The 20,568-nt window shown below is 67.8% G+C and carries 19 protein-coding genes and 4 pseudogenes; 18 read left to right on the top strand and 5 right to left on the bottom strand.

The annotated features are described in order from the left end of the window. The first annotated feature begins 46 nt into the window (after positions 1–46). From M3M55_RS02665 to M3M55_RS02655, 3 genes are all read left to right on the top strand, one after another. Entirely contained in the window at positions 47–1,600 is a 1,554-nt protein-coding gene (locus M3M55_RS02665; protein ID WP_249011279.1) for a DnaA N-terminal domain-containing protein, read from the top strand. A gap of 146 nt (positions 1,601–1,746) precedes the next feature. Further along, entirely contained in the window at positions 1,747–2,529 is a 783-nt protein-coding gene (locus M3M55_RS02660) for a ParA family protein (RefSeq protein ID WP_249011278.1), read from the top strand. A gap of 335 nt (positions 2,530–2,864) precedes the next feature. Further along, positions 2,865–3,062 (top strand): hypothetical protein, encoded by a 198-nt coding sequence (locus M3M55_RS02655; RefSeq protein WP_249011277.1) that lies wholly within the window; start codon positions 2,865–2,867, stop codon positions 3,060–3,062. Between the two features lie 287 nt (positions 3,063–3,349). Here the strand turns inward: M3M55_RS02655 and M3M55_RS02650 are convergent, their stop codons facing one another. Further along, entirely contained in the window at positions 3,350–3,784 is a 435-nt protein-coding gene (locus M3M55_RS02650) for a nuclear transport factor 2 family protein (RefSeq protein WP_249011276.1), read from the bottom strand. A gap of 47 nt (positions 3,785–3,831) precedes the next feature. Here M3M55_RS02650 and M3M55_RS02645 point away from each other — a divergent pair, with 47 nt between their 5' ends. From M3M55_RS02645 to M3M55_RS02610, 9 genes and pseudogenes are all read left to right on the top strand, one after another. Continuing rightward, positions 3,832–4,407, top strand: coding sequence for a TetR/AcrR family transcriptional regulator (locus M3M55_RS02645; RefSeq protein WP_249011275.1), 576 nt, complete (start codon positions 3,832–3,834; stop codon positions 4,405–4,407). Positions 4,408–4,526: 119 nt separating this feature from the next. Beyond that, positions 4,527–5,060: a hypothetical protein gene (locus M3M55_RS02640; protein WP_249011274.1), complete on the top strand. Its 534-nt coding sequence runs from the start codon at positions 4,527–4,529 to the stop codon at positions 5,058–5,060. Between the two features lie 525 nt (positions 5,061–5,585). Continuing rightward, a pseudogene (locus M3M55_RS02635) lies at positions 5,586–5,846 on the top strand (transposase); the annotation flags it as partial. Positions 5,847–5,947: 101 nt separating this feature from the next. Then, positions 5,948–6,286, top strand: a complete 339-nt coding sequence (locus M3M55_RS02630; RefSeq protein WP_249011273.1) for a hypothetical protein — start codon at positions 5,948–5,950, stop codon at positions 6,284–6,286. Positions 6,287–6,402: 116 nt separating this feature from the next. Further along, positions 6,403–7,548 (top strand): annotated as a pseudogene (locus M3M55_RS17515) (recombinase family protein); the annotation flags it as partial. Positions 7,549–8,083: 535 nt separating this feature from the next. Then, positions 8,084–8,194, top strand: a pseudogene (locus tag M3M55_RS17510) (hypothetical protein); the annotation flags it as partial. A 48-nt stretch (positions 8,195–8,242) separates the two neighbouring features. Next, entirely contained in the window at positions 8,243–8,530 is a 288-nt protein-coding gene (locus tag M3M55_RS02620) for a hypothetical protein (RefSeq protein ID WP_249011271.1), read from the top strand. A 17-nt stretch (positions 8,531–8,547) separates the two neighbouring features. Further along, on the top strand, positions 8,548–9,039 hold the full coding sequence (locus M3M55_RS02615) for a transposase (protein WP_371878791.1): 492 nt from the start codon (positions 8,548–8,550) through the stop codon (positions 9,037–9,039). Positions 9,040–9,065: 26 nt separating this feature from the next. Continuing rightward, a complete protein-coding gene (locus M3M55_RS02610) occupies positions 9,066–9,512 on the top strand; it encodes a GNAT family N-acetyltransferase (RefSeq protein WP_249011269.1) in 447 nt (148 codons plus the stop codon). A 434-nt stretch (positions 9,513–9,946) separates the two neighbouring features. On the opposite strand, the gene M3M55_RS02605 is transcribed toward M3M55_RS02610, so the two are convergent. Next, on the bottom strand, positions 9,947–11,380 hold the full coding sequence (locus M3M55_RS02605) for a DHA2 family efflux MFS transporter permease subunit (protein ID WP_249011268.1): 1,434 nt from the start codon (positions 11,378–11,380) through the stop codon (positions 9,947–9,949). A gap of 100 nt (positions 11,381–11,480) precedes the next feature. On the opposite strand from M3M55_RS02605, the gene M3M55_RS02600 reads away from it, so the two are divergent. Then, complete coding sequence (locus tag M3M55_RS02600; protein WP_249011267.1) at positions 11,481–12,521, top strand: RNA polymerase subunit sigma-70; 1,041 nt, start codon at positions 11,481–11,483, stop codon at positions 12,519–12,521. A gap of 47 nt (positions 12,522–12,568) precedes the next feature. Next, entirely contained in the window at positions 12,569–12,904 is a 336-nt protein-coding gene (locus M3M55_RS02595; RefSeq protein WP_249011266.1) for a hypothetical protein, read from the top strand. 455 nt (positions 12,905–13,359) lie between these two features. On the opposite strand, the pseudogene M3M55_RS02590 reads toward M3M55_RS02595, so the two are convergent. Then, a pseudogene (locus M3M55_RS02590) lies at positions 13,360–14,179 on the bottom strand (IS5 family transposase). A gap of 272 nt (positions 14,180–14,451) precedes the next feature. Here M3M55_RS02590 and M3M55_RS02585 point away from each other — a divergent pair. Beyond that, the gene (locus tag M3M55_RS02585) at positions 14,452–14,604 is read left to right on the top strand and encodes a hypothetical protein (RefSeq protein WP_249011265.1); all 153 of its coding nucleotides are present in this window, start codon (positions 14,452–14,454) and stop codon (positions 14,602–14,604) included. A 148-nt stretch (positions 14,605–14,752) separates the two neighbouring features. On the opposite strand, the gene M3M55_RS02580 is transcribed toward M3M55_RS02585, so the two are convergent. Beyond that, a complete protein-coding gene (locus tag M3M55_RS02580; RefSeq protein ID WP_249012438.1) occupies positions 14,753–15,979 on the bottom strand; it encodes an IS256 family transposase in 1,227 nt (408 codons plus the stop codon). Between the two features lie 62 nt (positions 15,980–16,041). Between M3M55_RS02580 and M3M55_RS02575 the strand changes: the two genes are divergently transcribed. The 3 genes from M3M55_RS02575 (at position 16,042) to M3M55_RS02565 (ending at position 18,814) form a co-directional block, all read left to right on the top strand. Continuing rightward, positions 16,042–17,289 (top strand): hypothetical protein, encoded by a 1,248-nt coding sequence (locus M3M55_RS02575; RefSeq protein WP_249011264.1) that lies wholly within the window; start codon positions 16,042–16,044, stop codon positions 17,287–17,289. Positions 17,290–17,495: 206 nt separating this feature from the next. Continuing rightward, positions 17,496–17,846 (top strand): hypothetical protein, encoded by a 351-nt coding sequence (locus M3M55_RS02570; protein WP_249011263.1) that lies wholly within the window; start codon positions 17,496–17,498, stop codon positions 17,844–17,846. Continuing rightward, a complete protein-coding gene (locus tag M3M55_RS02565) occupies positions 17,843–18,814 on the top strand; it encodes a hypothetical protein (protein WP_249011262.1) in 972 nt (323 codons plus the stop codon). Before M3M55_RS02570 ends, M3M55_RS02565 begins: the two co-directional genes overlap by 4 nt. Positions 18,815–19,323: 509 nt before the next feature. Here M3M55_RS02565 and M3M55_RS02560 read toward each other — a convergent pair. Beyond that, entirely contained in the window at positions 19,324–20,316 is a 993-nt protein-coding gene (locus M3M55_RS02560) for an IS110 family transposase (protein ID WP_249011261.1), read from the bottom strand. Positions 20,317–20,568: the final 252 nt, after the last annotated feature.

The following is a 20,568-nucleotide window of genomic DNA, read 5'->3' as shown; positions in this document are numbered from 1 at the left end:
TCGCGGCCCACCAGTCGCCGCAGCCTCGGAAACGCGAAAGACCGGGTTGCCGCCCGGTCTTCCAGAACATAGGCGCCGTCAGCGCCGAACCAAATCTCTTGGGCACAGTGTACCCGGCTGCTGGACGGACTCCAACCCCGGGACGGTTCTCTGCGTCCTCTCGCGGTGCGTGAGCGCCATCGCGAGCGTCCCGATCTCGGGCGCTGGCGATGGTCTTCAGCCACCCCAACCAAACCGCTCGGCGAGGCGGATGCCGCTTCGCGTCGTCTTCGTGCCTGTTCGCGTTGTACCGGAGGTGCCGGTGAGCTACCGCACGATCGCCGCGGCGCTGGCGCTCGAGGACGTCTCGGTCGGTGAGCGGCTGGTCGCGTTCTCGCTGGCGAGCTTCGCCGACCCCGAGCATCAGACGTTCGTGGGCAACACGGCGGCGGCGGCGAGGGCGGGGTTGAGCCGCAGCCAGTACCTCGCGGCGCGCGAGCGGCTCCAGACCCGTGGTCTGATCTCGGTGGCAGCCGGGGGCGGTGGGCGGGGGCGGTCGGCCACGCTGACGCTCGCGTTCGCGGACCGTGGCCCGTGGCGGGAGGAGCGGGTCAATCCGCAGCTGTTCGGGACGGTGCTTGGCTACACGCGGGCCCGCGGGCCTGCGCGGGTGCTACTGGCGACGCTCGCCGCGCTGGCCGGCGAGGAGCGCCAGGTCGTGGATGTCACGACCGAGGAGGTCCTGGCAGCGGCCGGTCTGTCCGATCGGACGTACCGTCGCGCCCGTGCGGCGCTGCTGGCATCCGGGGAGCTGGTCGCGGAGAGCTGCGCCGGCGGCCGCGGGAACACGAACCGATGGAGGCTGGCCGATCCTCGAAGCCTTGGGACGCCTCTACCGGCTCGGCGGCGGATCGCCCCGCCCGGGAACGCGCGCCCCCTCGTTGGACCGGCGACGCCGGTTGTGGCCGAGGTCGAAAACCGCGGTCAGGACCGGACTGTTTCGGCAATGAACCCCGGTCAGGATCGGACCCTTTCCGCGCTAAACCCCGGTCAGGACCGGACGGTTTCTCGTCACCAAACCCCGGCAGAAACCCCGGCAGAAACCCCGGCGCCCAACGCGCACGCGGGGAGCGAACCAGGGAACCAGAAGAACGAACACCCCCCCAGCCCCCCTGCCGGGGGGAGCGCCGCCGGGGCGGTCCCGATCGTCGAGGACTTCCTCACCGACCGCGGCCGCAAGCGCCGCCGGAGCGTGCTCGTCAGCCTCGACGACGCCGCAGCTCAGCTGCGTCCGCCGGATGCCGACGCGCAGCGCTGCTTCGAGCGTTTGCGCAACGAGTTGCGTCGGATCGTCGGCGACTCGCGGTTCGAGATCTGGCTTGAGCCGCTCGCACTGGTTGCCGTCGAGCCGTCCGGCGAGCTGGTGCTGGCCGTGCCTGTGCAGATGCGCAGCTGGGTCTCGGCGCGGTTCGCCGGCGTGCTTGACCGTGCGGGCCGTGCCGTCGAGCGCTGTTGGCGCCTGGCTGACGAGCGCGACCTTCAGCTGCTCGACGCGCTCGGACGCCGCCCGCCCCCGTCTTCACCCGATCAGACAAACCATCTCCAGAAGGAGGCCGTATGACCATCCCCCCGCCGATCCACCGTGACGTACGTAAAGACAGCCAGACAGACGGACGTGTAGACGGCCGTGTAGACGCGCGTGAAGACAGCCGTAAAGCGAGCCGTAAAGACGGTCATGACGAGGCGGCCGGTGATCGCGGTGGGTATGTGATCGCCTTGGTGAACCACAAGGGCGGGGTGACGAAGACGACCTCGACGGCCAATCTCGGGGCGATGATGGCGGAGGCCGGCCGGCGGGTGCTGATCGTCGACTGCGACCCGCAGGCGAACCTCTCGGAAGCGTTCGGCTGGGGGGAGGAGGTGCCCGGCGAGCGGCTCGAGGATCTGCTCGCTCACCCGGCGGCCCCGACCCGGTACAGCCCGCCGGTTGCGCTACGGCCGGACGTCGCGCCTGAGCTTGCGTGGCGGGAGGCGTTGCGGATCATCCCCGCGACCTGCGCGCTGGCCGACCTCGCCGCCGACCTGCCACAGATCGCCGGCGCCGGGTACGAGCACCGGCTGCGGGAGCTGCTGGATCGGCTCCGCGGCCGGTTTGACCTCATGCTGTTGGACACCCCGCCGGGCCTGGGCATCCTGTCGGGGATGGCGGTGCTCGCCGCTGACGCCCTGCTGATCCCGGCGCTCGCGGCCGACCTTGACATTCGGGGCGCCGGGAAGGTGTATGACCTCGTCGAGCGGGAACTTCCCGATCTGCGGATCCTCGGAGTGCTGATCGCCGCCAGCGAGCGGCGCTGGCGGATCACGCGCGACGCGACCGACCGGATGACCGCCGATCAGATGCGGGTGCTGCCCGTCCATGTCCCACGGGCCGTCAGAGTCGCTTCGGCGCCGCGCTACCGCGCGCCGACGGTGGTACTCGAGCCCGACTCGATCGTCAGTCACGCCTACCGCCGGCTCGCCGATCTCCTGATCAAGGAGGTCGGCCGATGACCGCCTCGGCACAGATGCCGCCGGCGCGACGGCGCCCGATCCCCGGGATGGCATCGACCCGTCCCGCCTCCCTGCCACCGGACCAGCTCGTCGACACCTCGCCAGAGCCGCCGGAGGACTCCACGTCGAACCCCGGCACCGTGGTCGATCCTAACGGCGCCGCGGCGCCAGCCGCACCCGCGGCAGCGTCCGCGTCGCCACCGGCACCCGCGCGGCGACGGACGCCGTCGCGCGCCCACGACGCGGCATCAACCAGCTCGGGTGCGCGGCAGCCCCCAGTGCCCGGAGAACGTCGCCGGCGGCGCCCGGCAACCGATTACGCGTCGACCAGGCTGGTGAACTTCCGGATCCCCGTCGACCTGCACGACCGCTTCCGCCGACTCGTCCGTGACACCGAGCAGGCGCACCGGAGGCTGCGTCACCCGAGCCTGACCGAACTCGTCATCGCGCTGCTTGAGGAGGGACCCGAGACCGTCGATGAGGTCGCCGAGCTGATCCGCCGCAAACGCGCCAGCGAACACGCGGCGCCGTGACCGCGGTGGCCGATAGCCATCAGGAGCGCCGCCACCACCGGGGCGAGATCCACCGCTCAGTACTTGTCGCCATTCAGGGTTGCACAGATCCGCGCCGTACCTTCACGCCCTGCTTGTGGCGAGGAGGAGGGGAGGTGTCGTCACAGATCGCAGACCTGCTTTGCCGCCGCGGCGAGTTTCTCCGCGATCTATGACGCAGTGGTCGCTCCCGCGTTGGACCTCGAGTCAAAATCCGGGCTTCACCCTCTCTGAGCAGCGGTCCTCGGCGCAGACCCGCTCCTGCCGGGTCACGGCGCAGCGAGGTGGGGCTGGTGTGTCTTGAGGTAGTCGTCGAGTGCGTGGGGCTTGTGGGTGTCTTCGTAGACCTCGTAGTCGCGCAGGCGCCCCCAGCGCATGTGTCCCCAGATGACGAACCGGTTCTCATAGACGCGGGTGCCGTCGGGGGCGTCGAGGCGGTCGTGTCCGCGCACGCACACGGTCGTCCGCCACGGCATACCCTGCACGATCACCTCATCAGGAAAGGTCTGCAGGCCAACGGCGCTGAGGCGCCGAAGCCAGCGCTCGACCTCGGGCTTGCCGGTGAAGGTGCCTGACCAGGAGTTGGAGCCCGGGAAGGTGAGGCGCACATCGGGGTGGTCGAGCAGCAGCGTCGGGCGGACGTCGCCCTGCCGGGTGCGCCCCATCACGTAGCCGATGAGCTTCCTGCCAAGCCATGTCTGCATCCCCGCCTCCCGACTAGAGTGATCGTTCTAGCGATAGGCTACCGGGGGTGCCCAGCACGCGAGAGCGGATCGTCGAGGCGAGCGCCGAACTGATGCGCCGCCAGGGGTACTCCGCGACCGGCGTCAAACAGATCGCCGAGATGGCACGGGCCCCGTTCGGCTCGCTCTATCACTTCTTTCCCGGCGGCAAGGAGCAGCTCGGCGCCGAGGCGATCCGCGCCTCAGGTACCCTTTACGAGCTGCTCATCCCGGCGGTCTTCGACCAGGCGGCGGACCCTGTCACAGGCGTGCGGGACTTCTTTGCCGGCGCCGCCACACACCTGGTCGAGTCCGATTACGCCGACGCGTGTCCGATCGCTACGGTCGCGCTTGAGGTCTCCAGCAGCAGCGAGACACTGCGCCTTGCCTGCGCGGAGGTGTTCGAGCGCTGGATCAACGCAGGCGCAGAGCGCTTCAGCGCTGCCGGCGCCGCGCCCGCGACCGCCCGCGACCTGGCCCTAGCCATGCTCAGCGCCCTCGAAGGAGCGTTCGTCATCGCCCGCGCAACCCGAGACACCAAGCCGCTCCTCGTCGCAGGCGAAATCACCGCGGCCGCCGCGCAGGCAGCTCTCAGGGCCGTGTAAGAGTAGCGCTCGCCAGCGCTCACAGATACCCCTGCTTTCGTCGCTGCACGACCGCAGACCGCCGGCCGACCAAACTTCCCCCTTCCGCGCGGGTTGCGATCATCTTTGCTGTGCGACGGGTGGCGATCGTGGGTTCGACTGGCGTGGGTAAGACGTGGTTGGCCGGGCGCCTTGCTGCTGCGCTTGGCGTTGCACACGTTGAGCTGGATGCGATCCATCACGGCCCCGACTGGACTGCGTTGCCGGCCGATGAGATGCGCTGGGAACTCGATATCCGTTGCCCGGCCGAAGGCGCGTGGGTGGCAGACGGCAACTATGAGACCAAGGGCGGCGATCTGGTCCGAGCTCGCGCTGACACCGTGATCTGGCTCGACTTTCCTCGCGTCACGGTGATGCGCCAGTTAGCGTGGCGAACCGCGCGGCGCGGGTTGCTGCGCGAGCGACTGTGGAACGGCAACCGTGAGTCGTTACGCAACGCGCTTTCTCGGGATCCTGAGCGGTCGGTCCTGCTCTGGTCCTGGACGCGGCACGAACCGCAGCGCCTCCGTTATGCCGCGCAAAGCGACAGCCGGTGGGTATCGCTGACCAGCCGCACGGAGGTTCGTCGATTCCTGCTGAACGCTGAAGAGGCCTCGCGCCTGGCACTGCGCTGACCGCCACGCTCTGCGGACGCGGCGACGGCCGGAGACGCGCATCGGTTGTTCCGCGACCCTCCCGATCCATGGCGCCGAGCCGCCTCCTTCACGCGGCGGGCGTTCATCGTGGGCTGGCCGCGACGCGACAGTCTCGTAGTCTGGTTCGCGTGGGAGCTTCAGAAGCGCCAGTGATCCTCGCGCCGCTTGGTGACACGCTGACGGAGCGACTGCGGCTTGTCCGTGTCGTGCCCGATGACGCCGAAGCGTTGGCACCCGTGTTCGCAAATGAGGCGGTTTGGGAGTTCCCGTTAGTTCTCCTGGCGGCTTCGCCGCTCGGGGCGGGTGGAAATGTTGGAGGATGTGCGGGTTCGCCTGCCTGACGCCCCTCCTCCTATGGTGCTCTTGAGCCCGCGGTTAGTTTGGCGTGGGGGTCTTCCCCGGATCCCGGGACTGTTGCCATGAGCACGCTTTTCAGACTCGTCTGTTTCGAAGGCCTCTTGGCGGGCGGCGATCCGGTTGATCGGTCCGAAGCGGGAGGTTGTGATGGAGGTGATCGTCGAGCGTCCAGCGGCGCTTGATGTCCACAAGGCGCAGGTCACGGCGTGCGTGCGCGTGCCGGGCGAGGACGGCGTCAGGGTGGAGAGGGTCCAGGAGTTCAAGACAACCGTCCGAGGGCTGCTGGTCCTGGCCGACTGGCTCAAGGCGCATCGGGTGACGCAGGTCACGATGGAAGCGACCGGCGTGTATTGGAAGCCGATCTGGCATGTGCTGGAGGACGATTTCGAGTTGCTGCTGGTCAAGGCCCCCTGAACACAGTTGCGAACTTCGAGTTCGATCGGTCGGTGGGGAGGGATCGGTCGTGAGGCGGAGAATGGGTGTGGCCGATGGCGGAGCGTCGAGCTCACTTGGACGAGTACGCGGTGCGGGTCAATCGGGCGGTTGCGTTGCTTGGGGAGTCCTCGCCGCCGGCTGCGGTGCGGGCGCTGGCGGTCGAGCACGGACTGTCGGAGCGTCAGGCGCGCAGGTATGTACAGGCGGCGCGGCGGTATCCGGCTGGTGTGCGGGTGCCGGAGCGCGCCGCGGTGTTCACGGTTCGGCTCCCGGAGTCGTTGATCACCCGGGTGCGCGACGCGGCGGCGCTCAGCGGCATGAGCTTGAGCGCGACGACCGCGCAGGCGTTGTGTGCCGGGTTGGAGCGCGTGGAGCGGGTGGAGAGGGGTGCGCGGGGTGGCGCGTCGCGTTGAGGTCGAGTTCGGCGGCGATCGACTGGCGGGCGTTCGTGTCGCGCAGGCGTACGGGTTGCTGGCGCCGGAGCGGCGTCGGCGGACTGAGGTTGAGCGAACCGGAACGGAGTTGAGCGATGAGCAACGGCAACGATCACAGGACGCGGGTGGCGGCGATCTACGCGCGGGTGTCCTCGGAGCGTCAGCGTCAGGCCGAGACGATCCAGAGTCAGCTGTCCGTGCTGCGTGAGCTGGCCGAGCAGCGCGGTCTGGCGGTGGTGGAGGATCTCGTGTTCGAGGATGAGGGGATCTCCGGCGCGACGTTGATCCGCCCGGCATTGGAGCGGTTGCGCGATCGTGCGGTGGAGGGCTGCTTCGAGGTGCTGCTGTGTCACGCGCCGGATCGTCTCGCGCGCCGCTACGCGTATCAGGTGCTTCTGCTGGAGGAGTTCGCGCGCTCAGGCGTGGAGGTCGTGTTCGCGAAGGAGCCGGAGCGATCCGGCTCGCCGGAGGACGAGCTGCTCAGGCAGTTTCAGGGGATGATCTCGGAGTACGAGCGGGCGCAGATCGCCGAGCGCACCCGGCGCGGAACGCTGCACCGCGCCAGGGCCGGGGCGGTGTCGGTGATGTCCCGCGCACCCTACGGCTACCGGTATGTGAAGAAGACCGAGCATGCCGACGCGTTCTGGGAGATCGACGAGACCCAAGCGCGGATCGTGCGCGAGATCTTCGATCGCTACACGCAGGCCGGCGAGTCGGTCGGCGCTATCGCGCGCGCGTTGACCGAGCGTGCCGTGCCGACCCGGACCGGCGCTGCCGGCTGGAGCCAGTCGACGATCTGGACGATGCTGCGCAACCCGGCCTACGCCGGGCAAGCCGCCTACGGCAAGACGCGGATGACCGAGAAGCGCGCGCGTGTGACCCGCACCACCCGCCAACGCGGCGAACGGCACGGCGGGGCAGCGTGCGAGCGGGTCAGCGCCGAGCAGTGGATCCTGATCCCGGTGCCGGCGCTGATCAACGAGGCGACCTTCGCGCTGGCGGCCGATCGGCTCGGGCAGGGCCAGCGGCTCTCGCCGCGCAACACCCGAGAACCGTCGCTGCTGCAAGGGATCGTCGTGTGCGCGAGCTGCGGCTACGCCTATCACCGCGCGCAGACCACCACCCGGCAAGGCCGCGTCTACCACTACTACCGCTGCGGCGGTACCGACGCCTCACGACGTATCCATGGACAGGTGTGCACAAACCGGCCAGCGCGCCAGGACAAGCTCGACGACATCGTCTGGTCTGAGGTGCTGCGCCTGCTCAACGACCCATCGCTGATCGAAGCCGAGATCCAGCGGCGACTCGAGAGCGTGCGTGTCGAGCATCCTGCCAGCCACCGCCGCGACAACCTCGAGCGCGACCTCGTGCGCGCCCGCCGGGCCGTCGAGCGGCTGATCGAGGCCTACCAAGAAGAGCTGATCTCCCTCGACGAGCTCCGCGCCCGCTCGCCCGCGCTACGCAAGCGCGAGCAGACCCTACAAGCCGAGCTCGACGCGCTCGACACCGAACTGCACGACGCCGAGAGCTACCTCCAGCTGACCGAGACGCTCGACAGCTTCCGCGCGCGTCTCGGCACCAACGCCCAGCAGCTTACGATCGAGGACCGCCAGCAGATCGTGCGGCTGCTCGTCCGCGAGGTGCTCGTCGGCGAGGACCAGATCACGATCCGGCACTCAATCCCCGCCCCGCAAGGCCACCAGCCGACAAGTTCGTCACTGCGTTCAGGTAGTCAACGCCCGGCACGTCAAGCAGGTTCCCGGTCGCGAGACCGATCTCTCCGACGCCGCGTGGTTGTGCCAGCTCGCGGAGGCCGGGCTGCTCAAGGCGAACTTCGTGCCGCCCAAGCCGATCCGCGATCTGCGGCAGCTCACTCGGTATCGCAAGACTCAGATCGCCGAGCGCCAACGCGAAGCGCAGCGGCTGCACAAGGCGTTGGAGGACACCAACATCAAGCTCGACTGCGTCGCGTCTGACCTGCTCGGCAAGTCCGGCCGGGCGATGCTCGACGCGCTCGTGTCCGGAACGACCGACCCGACGATCCTCGCAGAGCTCGCGAAAGGCCGGATGCGCGCGAAGCTCCCGGAGCTCCGGGAGGCGCTGGAAGGCCGCTTTGAACCGTTGCACGGACTGTTGATCGGGTCGATCCTGGCGCATCTCGACTTCTTGGACGCCCAGATCCTCGCGTTGTCGGAAGCGATCGAGGCGAGCTTGGCCCTTTAGCGCCGGGCGCGGTCACGCTGCTGTGCACGATCCCCGGGATCGGTGAGCGGACCGCGCAAAACGTGATCGCCGAGATCGGCCTTGACATGAGCGTGTTCCCCTCCGCCCAGCATCTCGCGTCATGGGCCGGGCAGTGTCCTGGCAACGACCAGTCGGCCGGGAAACGACGATCCGGAAAGACGCGAAAAGGCTCGAAATGGCTGAACATCGCGCTCAAAGAAGCCGCGATGGCGGCGACGAGCACCACCGATTCCTACCTCCAAACGCTCTACCGCCGCAAGAAAGCCCAAGGCGGGCACAACAAGGCGATCGGCGCGGTCAAGCACTCGATCATCTGCGCGATCTGGCACATGCTCACCACCGGGGAGATCTACCGCGACCTCGGCCCCGACCACTTCACCGCCCGCAACCCCGAACGCCAGACCCGACGGCTCGTCGACCAGCTCCAACGTCTCGGACACACCGTCACGCTCCAAACAACGTCAACGGCAGGGCTGGTGGCTGCCTGAACGCTATTTCCCTTTCAGGGCGTGGGATGGATGCGGCTTGGACGGCCGGGTTCGTTGCCAGGGCTATCGAGCACTGGGACCGATTCGGGTTCGGGCTGTGGGTCGTGCGCACGATCGAGCAGCAGGAGGTGATCGGCTATCTCGGTCTCTCTATGCCGTCGTTCCTGCCTGACCTCATCCCTGCCGACAGGATGCCTGCGGTCGAGATCGGGTGGCGGCTGCACCCCGACCATTGGGGCAAGGGATACGCGACCGAGGGTGCCGTGGCCGCGCTGCACGGCGCATTTGAGAGGCTTGGGTTGAATGAGGTGTGCTCGGTGCCGCAAAGCACCAATACCGCCTCCGCACGCGTGGCTCAGCGGATCGGGATGAAGTTGGAGCGCACCGCCACCCTGCCGGGAACCGAAGCGCGGGGCCCGGTAGACGTTGATGTGTACTGGATCACCCGGACCGAGTGGCTCGCTGGCTGCTGAGGGGAACCGATCGGCGCGCAGTCGATCGAACCTCCTTTGCTCTCGAGACGGATCTCCCCGGCGCGCCCACAGCGGTTGCGCATTGCGCGGCGAGCAGGGCGAGCGACGGCCAGCCGGGCGCTCGGGGTCCCGACGGTTGCGCTGGTGGTAATCCCAGGACGCGACGTCTAGGTGCGGTTCCGTCCAGCTTCAGTAACGTTCTCGGTGCGCGAAGGGTGACCGCCAGTCCGTAGCCGCCGCTCGGGTTAGTGGCGTCGCGTTCGTCAGCGTCGGCTCGGCCGAGTGCTCTTGTCCGGCGTGGCAGTCGCCGGCGAGTCCTGTGCCCGTGATGACGGTTTTGTCCTCGGGGTTGATCACGAGATCGAGATCGCCGGCGCGACGCGCGGCGGAACGGTCGAGCCACTTCGGTTGATCGTGGTTTGGCTGACGCCGTGTCAGCGTGTCGCCGACTTGCTGGGGAGGACCGGGGCGATTGATGGTCCCGGGGGCTGCTGTGACCGGGTCGGGCGCACACCCGGGGCCAGCGCTAGTGACGCGAGCGCACCGAGCAACGACATGCCGGCGCAGACAGCGAGCGCCGGTTGCAGACCGGAGATCACAGCGGCTGGTGACCCGAGGCCGCCGGCGCCTGCGAACACGGCGCTCGCGATCGCGATCGCGAAGACCGCTCCGAACCGCTGCATCGTGGTCGCGACGCCGGAGGCCTTGCCGAGCTCGACAGGCGCGACCGCGTTCAGTATCGCCGTCGGTGCGGTGGGCAACGCCATCGAGATCCCGACTCCGGCGAGCAGCAGCGTGACCGCCATCTCGCCGTACCCGACGCCCGAACCGACGCGCGTCGCCAGCCAGCCGAAGCCGGCCGCCTGCAGCGCGAGGCCGGCGGCGATCAGCGGCCGCGGCCCGATCCGGTCGCTTAGCGACCCGGCCATTGGTGAGACGAACATCGGCGTGATCAGCCACGGCAGCAGCCGCACCCCGGTCATCACCGGTGAGTAGCCGCGGGCCAGCTGCACGTACTGGATGATCAGGAACGCCGCGGCGAAGATCGAGCCCGACATCAGGAACAGGGTCGCGCTGCCCGCCGCGAATGTGCGGTTGCGGAACAGCCTCAGAGGGATCATCGGGGCCTCCACCACCGCCTCGCAGACGACGAACGCGGCCAGCAGTCCAGCACCGGCCGCGAGCGCGCCGATCACCTCGGCGCTGCCCCAGCCGGCCGCAGCCGAGCGAACCAGCCCCCACACGAGGCTGACTGACCCGGCGCTGACCAGCGCCACCCCGCGCGTGTCGATCGGCTCGCGCGGGCCTCGGCTCTCAGGCAGAAGCCGCGCCGACCCGAGCGCCGTGAGCAGGCCGATCGGAACGTTGATCCAGAAGATCCAGTGCCAGCCAAGCCCCTCCGTGACGCTGCCGCCGACCAGCGGGCCGCACGCAACCGCCAGCCCCGACAGGCCTCCGTACAGCCCGATGACGGTGCCGCGGCGCTCGGCCGGAAACGCGTCGGTCAGGATCGTCAGGCTCAAGGTGATCACGGCGGCTCCGCCGAGCCCCTGGACCGCCCGCGCGGCGATCAGCAGCGCGCCGCTGCCCGCCAGGCCACACCCTGCGGAGGCGGCTGTGAACACCCCGACGCCCGCGAGGAACACGGCGCGGCGCCCGAATCGGTCGCCGAGCGCGGCGGCGCTGATAATCCCGGCCGCGACCGCGATCCCATACGAGTTGACTGTCCACTGCAGCGTCGGCAGCCCGACCCGCAGGTCGTGGCCGATCTGCGGCAGTGCGGTCACGACGACGAGCGCGTCCAGCACCGCCATGAAATACGCGGCCGAGGTCAGGCCCAGCACCGCGCCCAGCTTTGGTTTCTGCATCACAGGTCACCTCCGGTTCGATTGGTTGGAGGTGCAGACACCGGCGGCGGCGCAAACGTGTCGCGCCCCTTTTCCGAGCGTGGCGGTGTCAAGAGAAACAATGATCACGATCTTGAGCACCCCACTGCTTGAGCGAGCCTCGCGCGGCGATGAGCTCGCCTTCCGCGAGTTGACCGACCCACTGCGCCGCGAGCTCGAGCTGCACTGCTATCGGATGCTCGGCTCGCTGCACGACGCCGAGGACGTCCTCCAGGAGACGATGCTGGCGGCCTGGCGCAGCCTCGCCGAGTTCGAGCGTCGGGCCAGCCTACGAACCTGGCTGTACCGGATCGCGACGAACCGGTGCCTGAACGCGCTGCGTGACGCGTCACGCCGGCCTCCGGTGGCCCCAGAACCGCCGTTTCCGATCCCCGCGCCGACCCGGATGTCCGACCCGCATTGGCTCGAGCCCTACCCCGAGGACCGCCTTGGCTGGCTGGCCGACGCCGTCCCCGGCCCGGCGGCCCGCTACGAGGCGCGAGAGTCGGTCGAGATCACGTTCCTCGGCGCGCTGCAGCAGCTCTCCGGGCGCCAGCGCGCGGTGCTCGTACTGCGTGACGTGCTCGGCTTCCGCGCAGACGAGACGGCGGCGATGCTTGAGATGAGCGTCGACGCGGTGAAGAGTGCGCTGCGGCGGGCCCGCACGACGCTCGCCGAGGAGCTGCCCGACCGGCTCACCCCGCCGGCGGCGCGATCGCCGGAGGAGCGCGACCTCCTGGAGCGCTTCGTCCAGGCGTTCGTCGCCGACGACATCGACGGCATGGTCGCGCTGGTGACCGAGCACGCCTGGTTCCGGATGCCGCCGGCCAACCACGAGTATCACGGGCCCGGCCCGATCGGCCGGTTCCTGGCGGCGATTGCCGAGTGGCGCACGGGAATGCCAGCGCGTGTGCTGCCGGCCCGCGTGAACTTCCAGCCAGCGCTCGGCGTCTACCGGATCGCCCCCGCCACCGGGCTGGCGATGCCCGTGGGCCTGCTGGTGCTGACGCTGACCGGATCGCAGATCGCCGCGCTGACGTGGTTCATCGGTCCGACGTACATGGGACGGCTCGGGCTCCCAAGCGACCCCTGCGCGCCCGAACTGGTGTCTGACCGGTTATAGGCACCCAAAAACGCCGGCACGAGCCGGCCCGACACCAGGAGGGCTCCATGCCCAGCTATCTGTTCAGCTTCCGTGCGCCGACCGACTATGAGCCCGGCGGCGTCTCGACCGCCGAATGGGGCGGCTACTTCCAAGGGATCAGCTCCCACCTGGAGGACCTCGGCAACCCGATCTTCAGCCGCGAGACGGTCGGCGTCACCGGCGCGGGCACGAAGCTGTCCGGCTACAGCGTGATCACCGCCGAAACGACCGAGCAGGCGATCGAGCTCGCCTCCGCCTGCCCGCTGATCCAGATCGGCGGTGGGATCGAGGTCGGCGAAATCACCCCGGTAAGCCCCGAGACAATGCAAGCCTCATCGAGCGCGAAGAGCGCCATCGGTTGACAGGACAGGGGCCGGTCTCCCAGGCCGGCCCGCCAACCGCGGACCATCTCGCTGTCGCCGGTCCGCCGACCGACCCTAACTGACCTAACGCGGGTGGTGCCATCGCCCGTGCCAAGTGAGACCCGCACCCGATCGTCCCAACGGGCCACTCCAAGTCCAACGCAGCACTCACCACCGCTGTCGCAGCCCAGGAGCGCCCCAGCACGTGGAGCAGCCGTGCCTGAACAAGGAGTACGCCCAGCGTGCAGGCCTACATCCGCATCCGCGCGGACATGTTGGAGCCATCCCCGCCAGTCGCGCTTTGCGCGGGATGCGGGGCGAGCGCTACCGTGGCGGAGGACTCGTCCGTGGACGGCACGGCCGCGCCAGCGGATCGTCGCCGAAGCGATCGTCCGCTTTAGAGCCCCCTGTAGGTAGAAGGAATAGCCTGGCCTTAGCCTTAGAGCCTGTCTCAGTTACCCCAGAACCCCGAGTTGTTGCCACGTGATCAGCGCGAGCGTGAGCTTCAGTAGCGCCTCGTGATTCTCGGTCTTCTCAGACCAGCGAACCAGCATCGCTCTGTAGCGGTTGATCCAGGAGTGGATCCGCTCCACTACCCAGCGTCGCGCGCGGCGCATGGGATCGTCTCGGAGGTCTTTGGCTTCCTCGCCGCGGCTGCGGATGTGCGGGGTGAGGTCCAGGTTGGTGAGGATCTCACGGACGAACTGGTGGTCATAGGCCTTGTCCAAGCACACTCCTTGGGGCTGCTCGGGGGTCGGCGCGGGCCGTGGGACCGGGATGCTCAGGATCGTCTGCTCACACAGCTTGCAGTCGTTGCGGTTGGCGCCGTCGATCACGACCCCGACAGGGATTCCGGCGGTGTCGGTCATCACGCTGCGCTTGACCCCGAGCTTCCCGCGATCGGTCGGGTTCGGGCCCGTAGCACCGCCTCCCAGCGGGCTTTTCCCATCGATCCATCGATCGACATGAACGACCAATCGAGCCCCACGCCCGCGTCATAGTCAGCCAGCGCCGCCGCCCACAACGCATCGAAGAGCCCGGCCTGCTCGCATTCCTGAAAGCGACGGTGCGCAGTCGCGCCTGAGCAGATCCCGGTCGCATCCAGCGCATGCCACTGACAGCCCATGCGCAGCACGAAGAAGATCGCGTCGAGCACGACCCGGTCCGCGGGATACGGGGCGCGCCACCCCCGAACCGATGAACCTTCGCCGGCGCCGGGATCAACGGCGCGATCCGCTCCCACATCGGGTCAGGGATCCTGAAGATCCCTGCCATCGTGACCGGCCGCTCGACGATCTCGCTCCCCACAACCGCGTCAGCCGGCTCCTGTAGCTGGTCTACATAAGTTTGCATTGCAGACCACGTACGACGCCGATCTCAATCGACCTTCCTCGGGGTAACTGAGACAGGCTCTTAGGGTGGCCGCTCCCCCGGCTGGCCGTCGTGCTGTTGTCACACAAGGCGAACGGATGCCGGTCGCCGCTCATGCGACCACTGCCGACGAACAGTCGGTGAGCGAGGCTCGGACGCTTCGGCATCATGGGCTTGTGGAGAACACAATCGTCGACATGCTGCGAGAAGTACTCGGTCCGGACCTAAGCGCAGGCCGCCTTGAAGAGCTCACCGTTGACGAGATCGCAGAGCTGGCGTACGCGGTGCAGACCCACTACCAGAGCTGGCGCGCAGTCAAGTCGGATTGAGTGGTGTAACCCGCTCGTCAGCGACTTCGTGTCTCAGCTCCGGCTGAGCAGCGGCCTCCTTCCGAGCTTGCCGCGCGTGTCGGCCTGAGGCCGAGCCCGGAGGGCGAGGCCGAAGGCCGTCACGCGCGGGCGCGTCATCGTGGTGGGGTCAGGCCGCAACCGGTAGCTCCTCGACCACGGGCGTGATCAGCTCGACGGGCGAGTCCTGCGGGCCGGTCAGAACGAGCGCCATCGACTCGACCGACAGGTAGCGGCGAGCGACAGCCCACTCATCGTTCTGCTCGGCGAGCAGCGCGCCGGCCAAGCGGATCGCCGCGGCGTCGTTGGGGAAGATCCCGACCACGTCAGAGCGGCGGCCGATCTCCTTGTTGACCCGCTCCAGCGGGTTCGTGGACCGCAGCTTGACCCAGTGATCGGCGGGCAGCGCGTAGAACGCGATCAGGTCTTCCTCGGCGGCCTCCAACAGCGCGCACACCTTCGGCGTGGTGCCGGTCAGCTTCTCGATCACCTGCGTCACGCGGGCTCGTGCGTCGGCCTGGTTCTCGGCGTTGAACACCTCCCGCAGCGCGGCGGCGACCAGCCCGCGCTGGTCACGACGGCAGTGCATCACCATGTCCCGACAGAAGTGGACTGTGCAGCGCTGCCACGGGCAGCAGAACACGCGAGCGATCGCGGCCTTCAACCCCTCGTGCTGGTCGGAGATCACCAGCTGCGTGCCGGCCAACCCGCGCCGCTTGAGCGAGAGCAGGAACTCGGTCCAGAACACGCCGGACTCGACCTCGCCGATGTCCAGGCCGATCACCTCCCGGCAACCGGTCTCATGCACCGCATAGGCGACCACCAGCGCCTTGGACACGACCCGGCCTTGGTCACGAACCTTGACGTGCTTGGCATCCAGCCACACATACGGATACGCGCCCAGCAGCGGCCGCTCCCGGAACTGCTTGACCTGCCCGTCCAGCCCACGGCAGATCGCCGAGACCCGGTCCTTGGTCATCCCCTCCACACCGATCTGCTCGACCAACCGGTCGACCTTCCGGGTGCTGACGCCGTTCACGTACGCCTCCATCACGACCGCCACGATCGCCTGCTCAGCACGGCGACGCGGCTCCAAGAACGACGGGAAGTACGCGTCCCCCGACCGCTTGCGCGGGATCAACAGATCGATCTCCCCGACCCGCGTCTCCCACGCCCTCGACCGATACCCGTTCCGATGCGTGACCCTGGCCCCCGGCGCGATCTCACCCCGGCCAGCACCGACCTCGACGGACACCTCCGCCTCCATGATCTCCCTCGCGACAAGCGAGACCGCCGCGCGCAGAAAGTCCTCCAACCGCCCATCACCGACCTGGGCAACGACATCAGCAACCGTCATGCTCTGCTCTACGACCATCGTGGTGTCTCCTTCTCGAACGACTCGTGGTTGAGCCGACGAGCATGAGCACCACGGTGGTCGGAACCGCTCCGACCTCAGGCGCTCGTTACACCACTTCTACCGACGTGACCTGGCGCGCCCCGGAAGGCCCTCGGCTTCGCGTGGACCTTGGAGCCTGGGTCGGCGGTCACTTCGCCGCTGCTCAGCCTCGAGAAATCTTGGCCACGATGTTGCTGTACGCGGATCAGGTGGTCCTTCACGATCCACTTGCCGATTGGTTCTGCGCAGACCGCTCCCGCATACAACCACTTGACGTGGTCCGATACAGGAACGGCGCCGCGGTGGCGAGCTCCGAGGGGCACATTCTCATCAACGACGGTTGGGTCGCTAATCAGAGCGATAGAGAGCGCAACGTCGCGGTGCTGCGGTGGGCGGTGCCGGCGCTTCACAGTGTGGAGCCCTTAGTCACCGCGGGCGCCGCAGTCTTGGTTCCGCAGTTGCAGCTCGTCATTCGCGCGCAAGACGGCATTCTCAGCGCAGTCCGGCATGACCTTCGCAATGACGCCTTCATTGAAGCGGTCCAGGCGCCAGTTGACGTTCAGCCAGTGACTCGGAACTCCACCCGCGGAATGCAACAAAGCCTCTCCGGCGCCGGTGGCCTGGCGAGCGACAAGGACCGGCGACTCGAAATTGGCGGCAACCCCTCTTACTATCTGAACAAGACGCTGGCTGTGGCGGCTGCTGCTGGTGCCGCGTACGTACCGCCGTCAGCTACCGATTGGCGTCTATTCGAGCTGCGGTGCCAGGCCGCGAAGAACGAACTGAGGCGGATAACCGGAACGGATCTGAAAGTACTCGCCGCCCTCCACGCCTCCGAACTTCCTTTGCTCGATGGGCTCACGCTCGACGCTGTGAGCACTCTCAGGATCAAAGAAGGAGCGATGGAGGATTGGCGAATCGCGCTTCGTCAGGCGGCGCGCGGACTATCTACAATCCCAGCGGGCGGCGCTGATTTTGCGGCTGATAGTGCGCAGGTACTCGAGGATGCACTTGGCCCGGTGGAGCGTCGCGTTCGAGACGAAGCGAAAGCAATACGTCGTCTGTTCAGCACTGGACCGGAGCTCTCAGTCGATTTCGCCTCTGGCGTGGCAGCGGCGGGCGCGACCGGCGCGGCCCTCGGCGGCACGACCAGTGCCGTAGCCGCAGCCGGGCTCAGCGCGATCGCAAAATGGACCATCGGAGCGCTGATTCCTCCAAGGCAAGATGGCGCCGCGAGCGTCGTTGCCTATCTGCGCCAGAGGAAGTCCTAGCGTGGCCGAGCGCACTGAGTCAGTAGCGGCCAGCCGAGCCCGCCCACCGACGGTCGCCAAAGCAATCACCTCGCGCCGGTTAGCCAGAAGACAAAAGCGCTCGCGCTGGTTTCCGCACGAGTCAGGGTACCTGCGGGCGCCGCACCCTGGCGTGACATCGTCCGCCCAACCCACTAAAACGCATGCGCGATGAACGGATCTAGCGCGTGACCAGAGTCGGATACGACACACGTTCAGTTCACGGCCCGTTCTATAGGCTCGTCTCAGGCACGCAGAACGCGACCACCATCGTGAAGCAAGTCCTCAGCGGCGAGCTTTGGGGCGAACCTCCGGTATTCGGCCTCGACCCAGCTGCGCAGGCGCACCGCGGTCGTCTGCCCCCCAGCGACCGTGGCTTCGAATTTTGGTCATTCCAAGCGCCCGATAATTGGAACGGGCCGCAGGTCTTCTGGCGCAAATTGGGCGAATTTCTCGTGCCTGCCGATAATCTAGATGTTGTGAAGCTGTCGATCGCATTCGTAAAGATCGCCCAATCGCTTCACGAGTACGCGCCATGACCACCGCCACCATCAATTGGCAGCCCGGGGCATCCAGCGCCTCAGGCAGCGTCGCCGCCACCCTGGCGATGACACGGGCCGTCTGGGAAGCCGCCGGCGCCACGTTTACCGAAGTCAAGGGCGGGAACGGTCAGGACACTTCGTTAGCTGCCGGAACGCTTGAGATCGACGGAGCCCAGCAAGCGTTTGCAGTCCTCGAGTTCGGCGACGACATCACATACCTCACCGTGGGTGGTGACTACGACGAGCGTCCTGGCCTCACGGCCCGAATCACCACCGAACTGCTAGCCGCCGGTGCCATTCCAAGCGATGCGTCCGTCCTCGAGATCGTTGGCCTGACGCAAGCCGCATCGACCGACGAGAAACTCGACTACTCGGTCAGTGTAATGGCGGCGCGCATGGCCGAGACGGAGGCCGTCGTGGCGAAATTCCAACACGACGTACTCGAAACCATCGCCCGCCTTACGCACGGGGAGTCCACCGTCCCCGCGTCAATCGAGGCGATCATCTCGGGTCGCGACCCTGCGCTTGCCGCGTCCACCGACATAGCACGGATCAGTCCCGCCCTCAGCCTTTCATTGCCACTTGCGGGCCTCAGCGCATTCCCAGGTGAGATTCACAGCCGCGGCGACCGGCGCCCAATAGAAGTTTTCGCACCAATACAACTCTTCGCCCTCCTCGATGAGAACATCAACATCACCACCCGACTGCTCACGCATCAGGGTGGCGAAGCCATGCTCGCCGTCGAGGCTGGCGACAGAATCTGGGACATGAAGTTGCGTGGGCTAGGCCAGTTCGAGCCCACCTTCGCCAGCGGTCACTACGAGATCGGCGACGAGCTCATCGTAGTTCTTGGTGGCTTCCCGCGCGAACGTGATACCGGCAAGTCTTTCTGGTACAGAGTTCCGAGGTTCATCCGCCCGGGCCATCCGGGTTTGCGCCGCTACCGATTTACGATCAAGAACTGATATGGAGGTCTGTTTGTCATCCATGAAGGGCGGTTTGAAGTCATCCATGAAGGGCGGTTTGAAGTCAAGAGGCGCTCGGCCGTTTTTGACGTTCGTGCCTCGGAGCCGCTGATCTTCGTCTGATCGCCTGTAGTTCTGGGCTGTTGTCGTGGCGTGGTGGTGATCGGCGAGTGGGTGTCGGTGAGCGTGCTGCCGCGCCCCGTCGTGCGGGCGTCGTGGGACCGGGTCTGATCTTGGTGGCGGAGCGGCAGGCGGCGCCTGCCTGGTCATCAGGGGGCGCGGGTGGTCGGGGGCCGGGTCGCTGACGGCGGTCCGGCTGTGGAGCGTGCTCCAGTCATCCATCCGGTCGCGCGGGGCGGACCAGTGTGTCCTGCGGTGCTCGGGGGCTCAATCAAGTGGGCGGCCGTCCTGGTGCTAGCGAGGCCATGACAAACGTCGAGCTCGCCCGAGCGTGCGCATCGCGCCGTGGTCGTGGGCGCAAGCCTTGCTGCTTGTGAGCGCGCGGCGGTTCACGCTGCGGCCGCCAGCTTCTCTTTCGCGCTCGCGCGGCTGCGGCGCGCTAGGCAACGGATCTCTCCGTCGCGTAGTCCGTAGAAGGCAAGGGTCAGGATCTCCCGGGCGATCGCGACCTTCGCGATCTTCGCGCCGCGCCGTTTCGCGATCCGCTCGTATTTCTCGCGCAAGGGTCCTGATCCGGTGGTGATCTTCTGCGCGGCTTCGACAAGCGCCCAGCGCAGCGCCGGCGAGCCTTGCCGGGTGATGTGCCCGATCCGGGCTTTCCCGTCCGAGGAGCGGACGCTGGGTGTGAGGCCGGCCCAGGCGCAGAGATGCCGCGCGGTCGGGAAGCGGTGCACGTCGCCGACCTCGGCGACGATCAGCATCGCGGTGTAGCGCCCGACCCCGCGGATCTGGGTCAGCACCTCGACGCGGTCATCGAGTTTCGCGCGCTGCTCGATCTCGGTCGTGGTGTCGTTGATCTCCCGGTCGAAGTCCTCGATCAACGCGAGCAGGCTGTCGAGCCGGCGACGTGGCGCGTCGCGTAGCTCAAGGTTGGTGAGCAACTCGCGGCCGCCTTTGCCGAACAGGTCGGAGTACTCGTTCGCGATGCCGTGCTTGGCGAGGATCGCGTGCACACGGTTCTTGATCGCGGACCGCATCCGGGTCAGCGTCGCGCGATGCCGCAGCAGCTCGCGGAGGTCCCGCAGCTCGCGCGGCGCGATGTACGCCTCGGGGAGGAACCCGGCGCGCAGCAACTGCGCGAGGGTCTTGGCGTCGATCGCGTCGGTCTTCACGCGGGCGGCCGCGATCGCCCGGGTGCGGAGCGGGTGCGCGAGGTGCAGGTCATAGCCGGCTTCTTCGAGCAGCTCCGCGAGCCACTCCCAGCCGTAGGTCGCCTCCAGCACGACATGCGCGCTGGCGGGGTCGCCGAGCAACTCCCGGAACGTGTCACGGTCGTTCACGATCCGTTTGGACAAGGTCAGTTCGCCCTGCTCGTCGAGCACCGCGATCTGTCAGCGGCGGCGGTGCAGGTCGATACCGATCCAACGCGTAGCGTTCTCCACGGCCGGTCCTCCTCTTGGGTTGTCCAGCCGCACGGCCGTAATCCGTGCAGCGTCGAACTTGCAATTCGGGAGCGAGGACCGGCCACCTCCCGCGCCGCCGCCAGGAGCGGCCACGCGGATCGAGTCACCGGGCCCGACCGCCCTTCATGACATCAAGTGCCCGCGCGGAACTCTCCGTCTGAGCGGGCGGGG

This window comes from Conexibacter sp. DBS9H8, assembly GCF_023330685.1.
In the GTDB taxonomy this organism is placed as follows: Bacteria; Actinomycetota; Thermoleophilia; order Solirubrobacterales; family Solirubrobacteraceae; genus Palsa-465.
This window is presented reverse-complemented; position numbering and strand designations above follow the sequence as displayed.

What these genes read in the sequence shown, in the direction of transcription:
- M3M55_RS02650 (WP_249011276.1), bottom strand. Translation starts at nt 3,784, where the DNA reads ATGCAGACATGGCTTGGCAGGAAGCTCATCGGCTACGTGATGGGGCGC.
- M3M55_RS02610 (WP_249011269.1), top strand. Translation starts at nt 9,066, where the DNA reads ATGGATGCGGCTTGGACGGCCGGGTTCGTTGCCAGGGCTATCGAGCAC.
- M3M55_RS02605 (WP_249011268.1), bottom strand. Translation starts at nt 11,380, where the DNA reads ATGCAGAAACCAAAGCTGGGCGCGGTGCTGGGCCTGACCTCGGCCGCG.
- M3M55_RS02600 (WP_249011267.1), top strand. Translation starts at nt 11,481, where the DNA reads ATGATCACGATCTTGAGCACCCCACTGCTTGAGCGAGCCTCGCGCGGC.
- M3M55_RS02595 (WP_249011266.1), top strand. Translation starts at nt 12,569, where the DNA reads ATGCCCAGCTATCTGTTCAGCTTCCGTGCGCCGACCGACTATGAGCCC.
- M3M55_RS02580 (WP_249012438.1), bottom strand. Translation starts at nt 15,979, where the DNA reads ATGACGGTTGCTGATGTCGTTGCCCAGGTCGGTGATGGGCGGTTGGAG.
- M3M55_RS02575 (WP_249011264.1), top strand. Translation starts at nt 16,042, where the DNA reads ATGAGCACCACGGTGGTCGGAACCGCTCCGACCTCAGGCGCTCGTTAC.
- M3M55_RS02565 (WP_249011262.1), top strand. Translation starts at nt 17,843, where the DNA reads ATGACCACCGCCACCATCAATTGGCAGCCCGGGGCATCCAGCGCCTCA.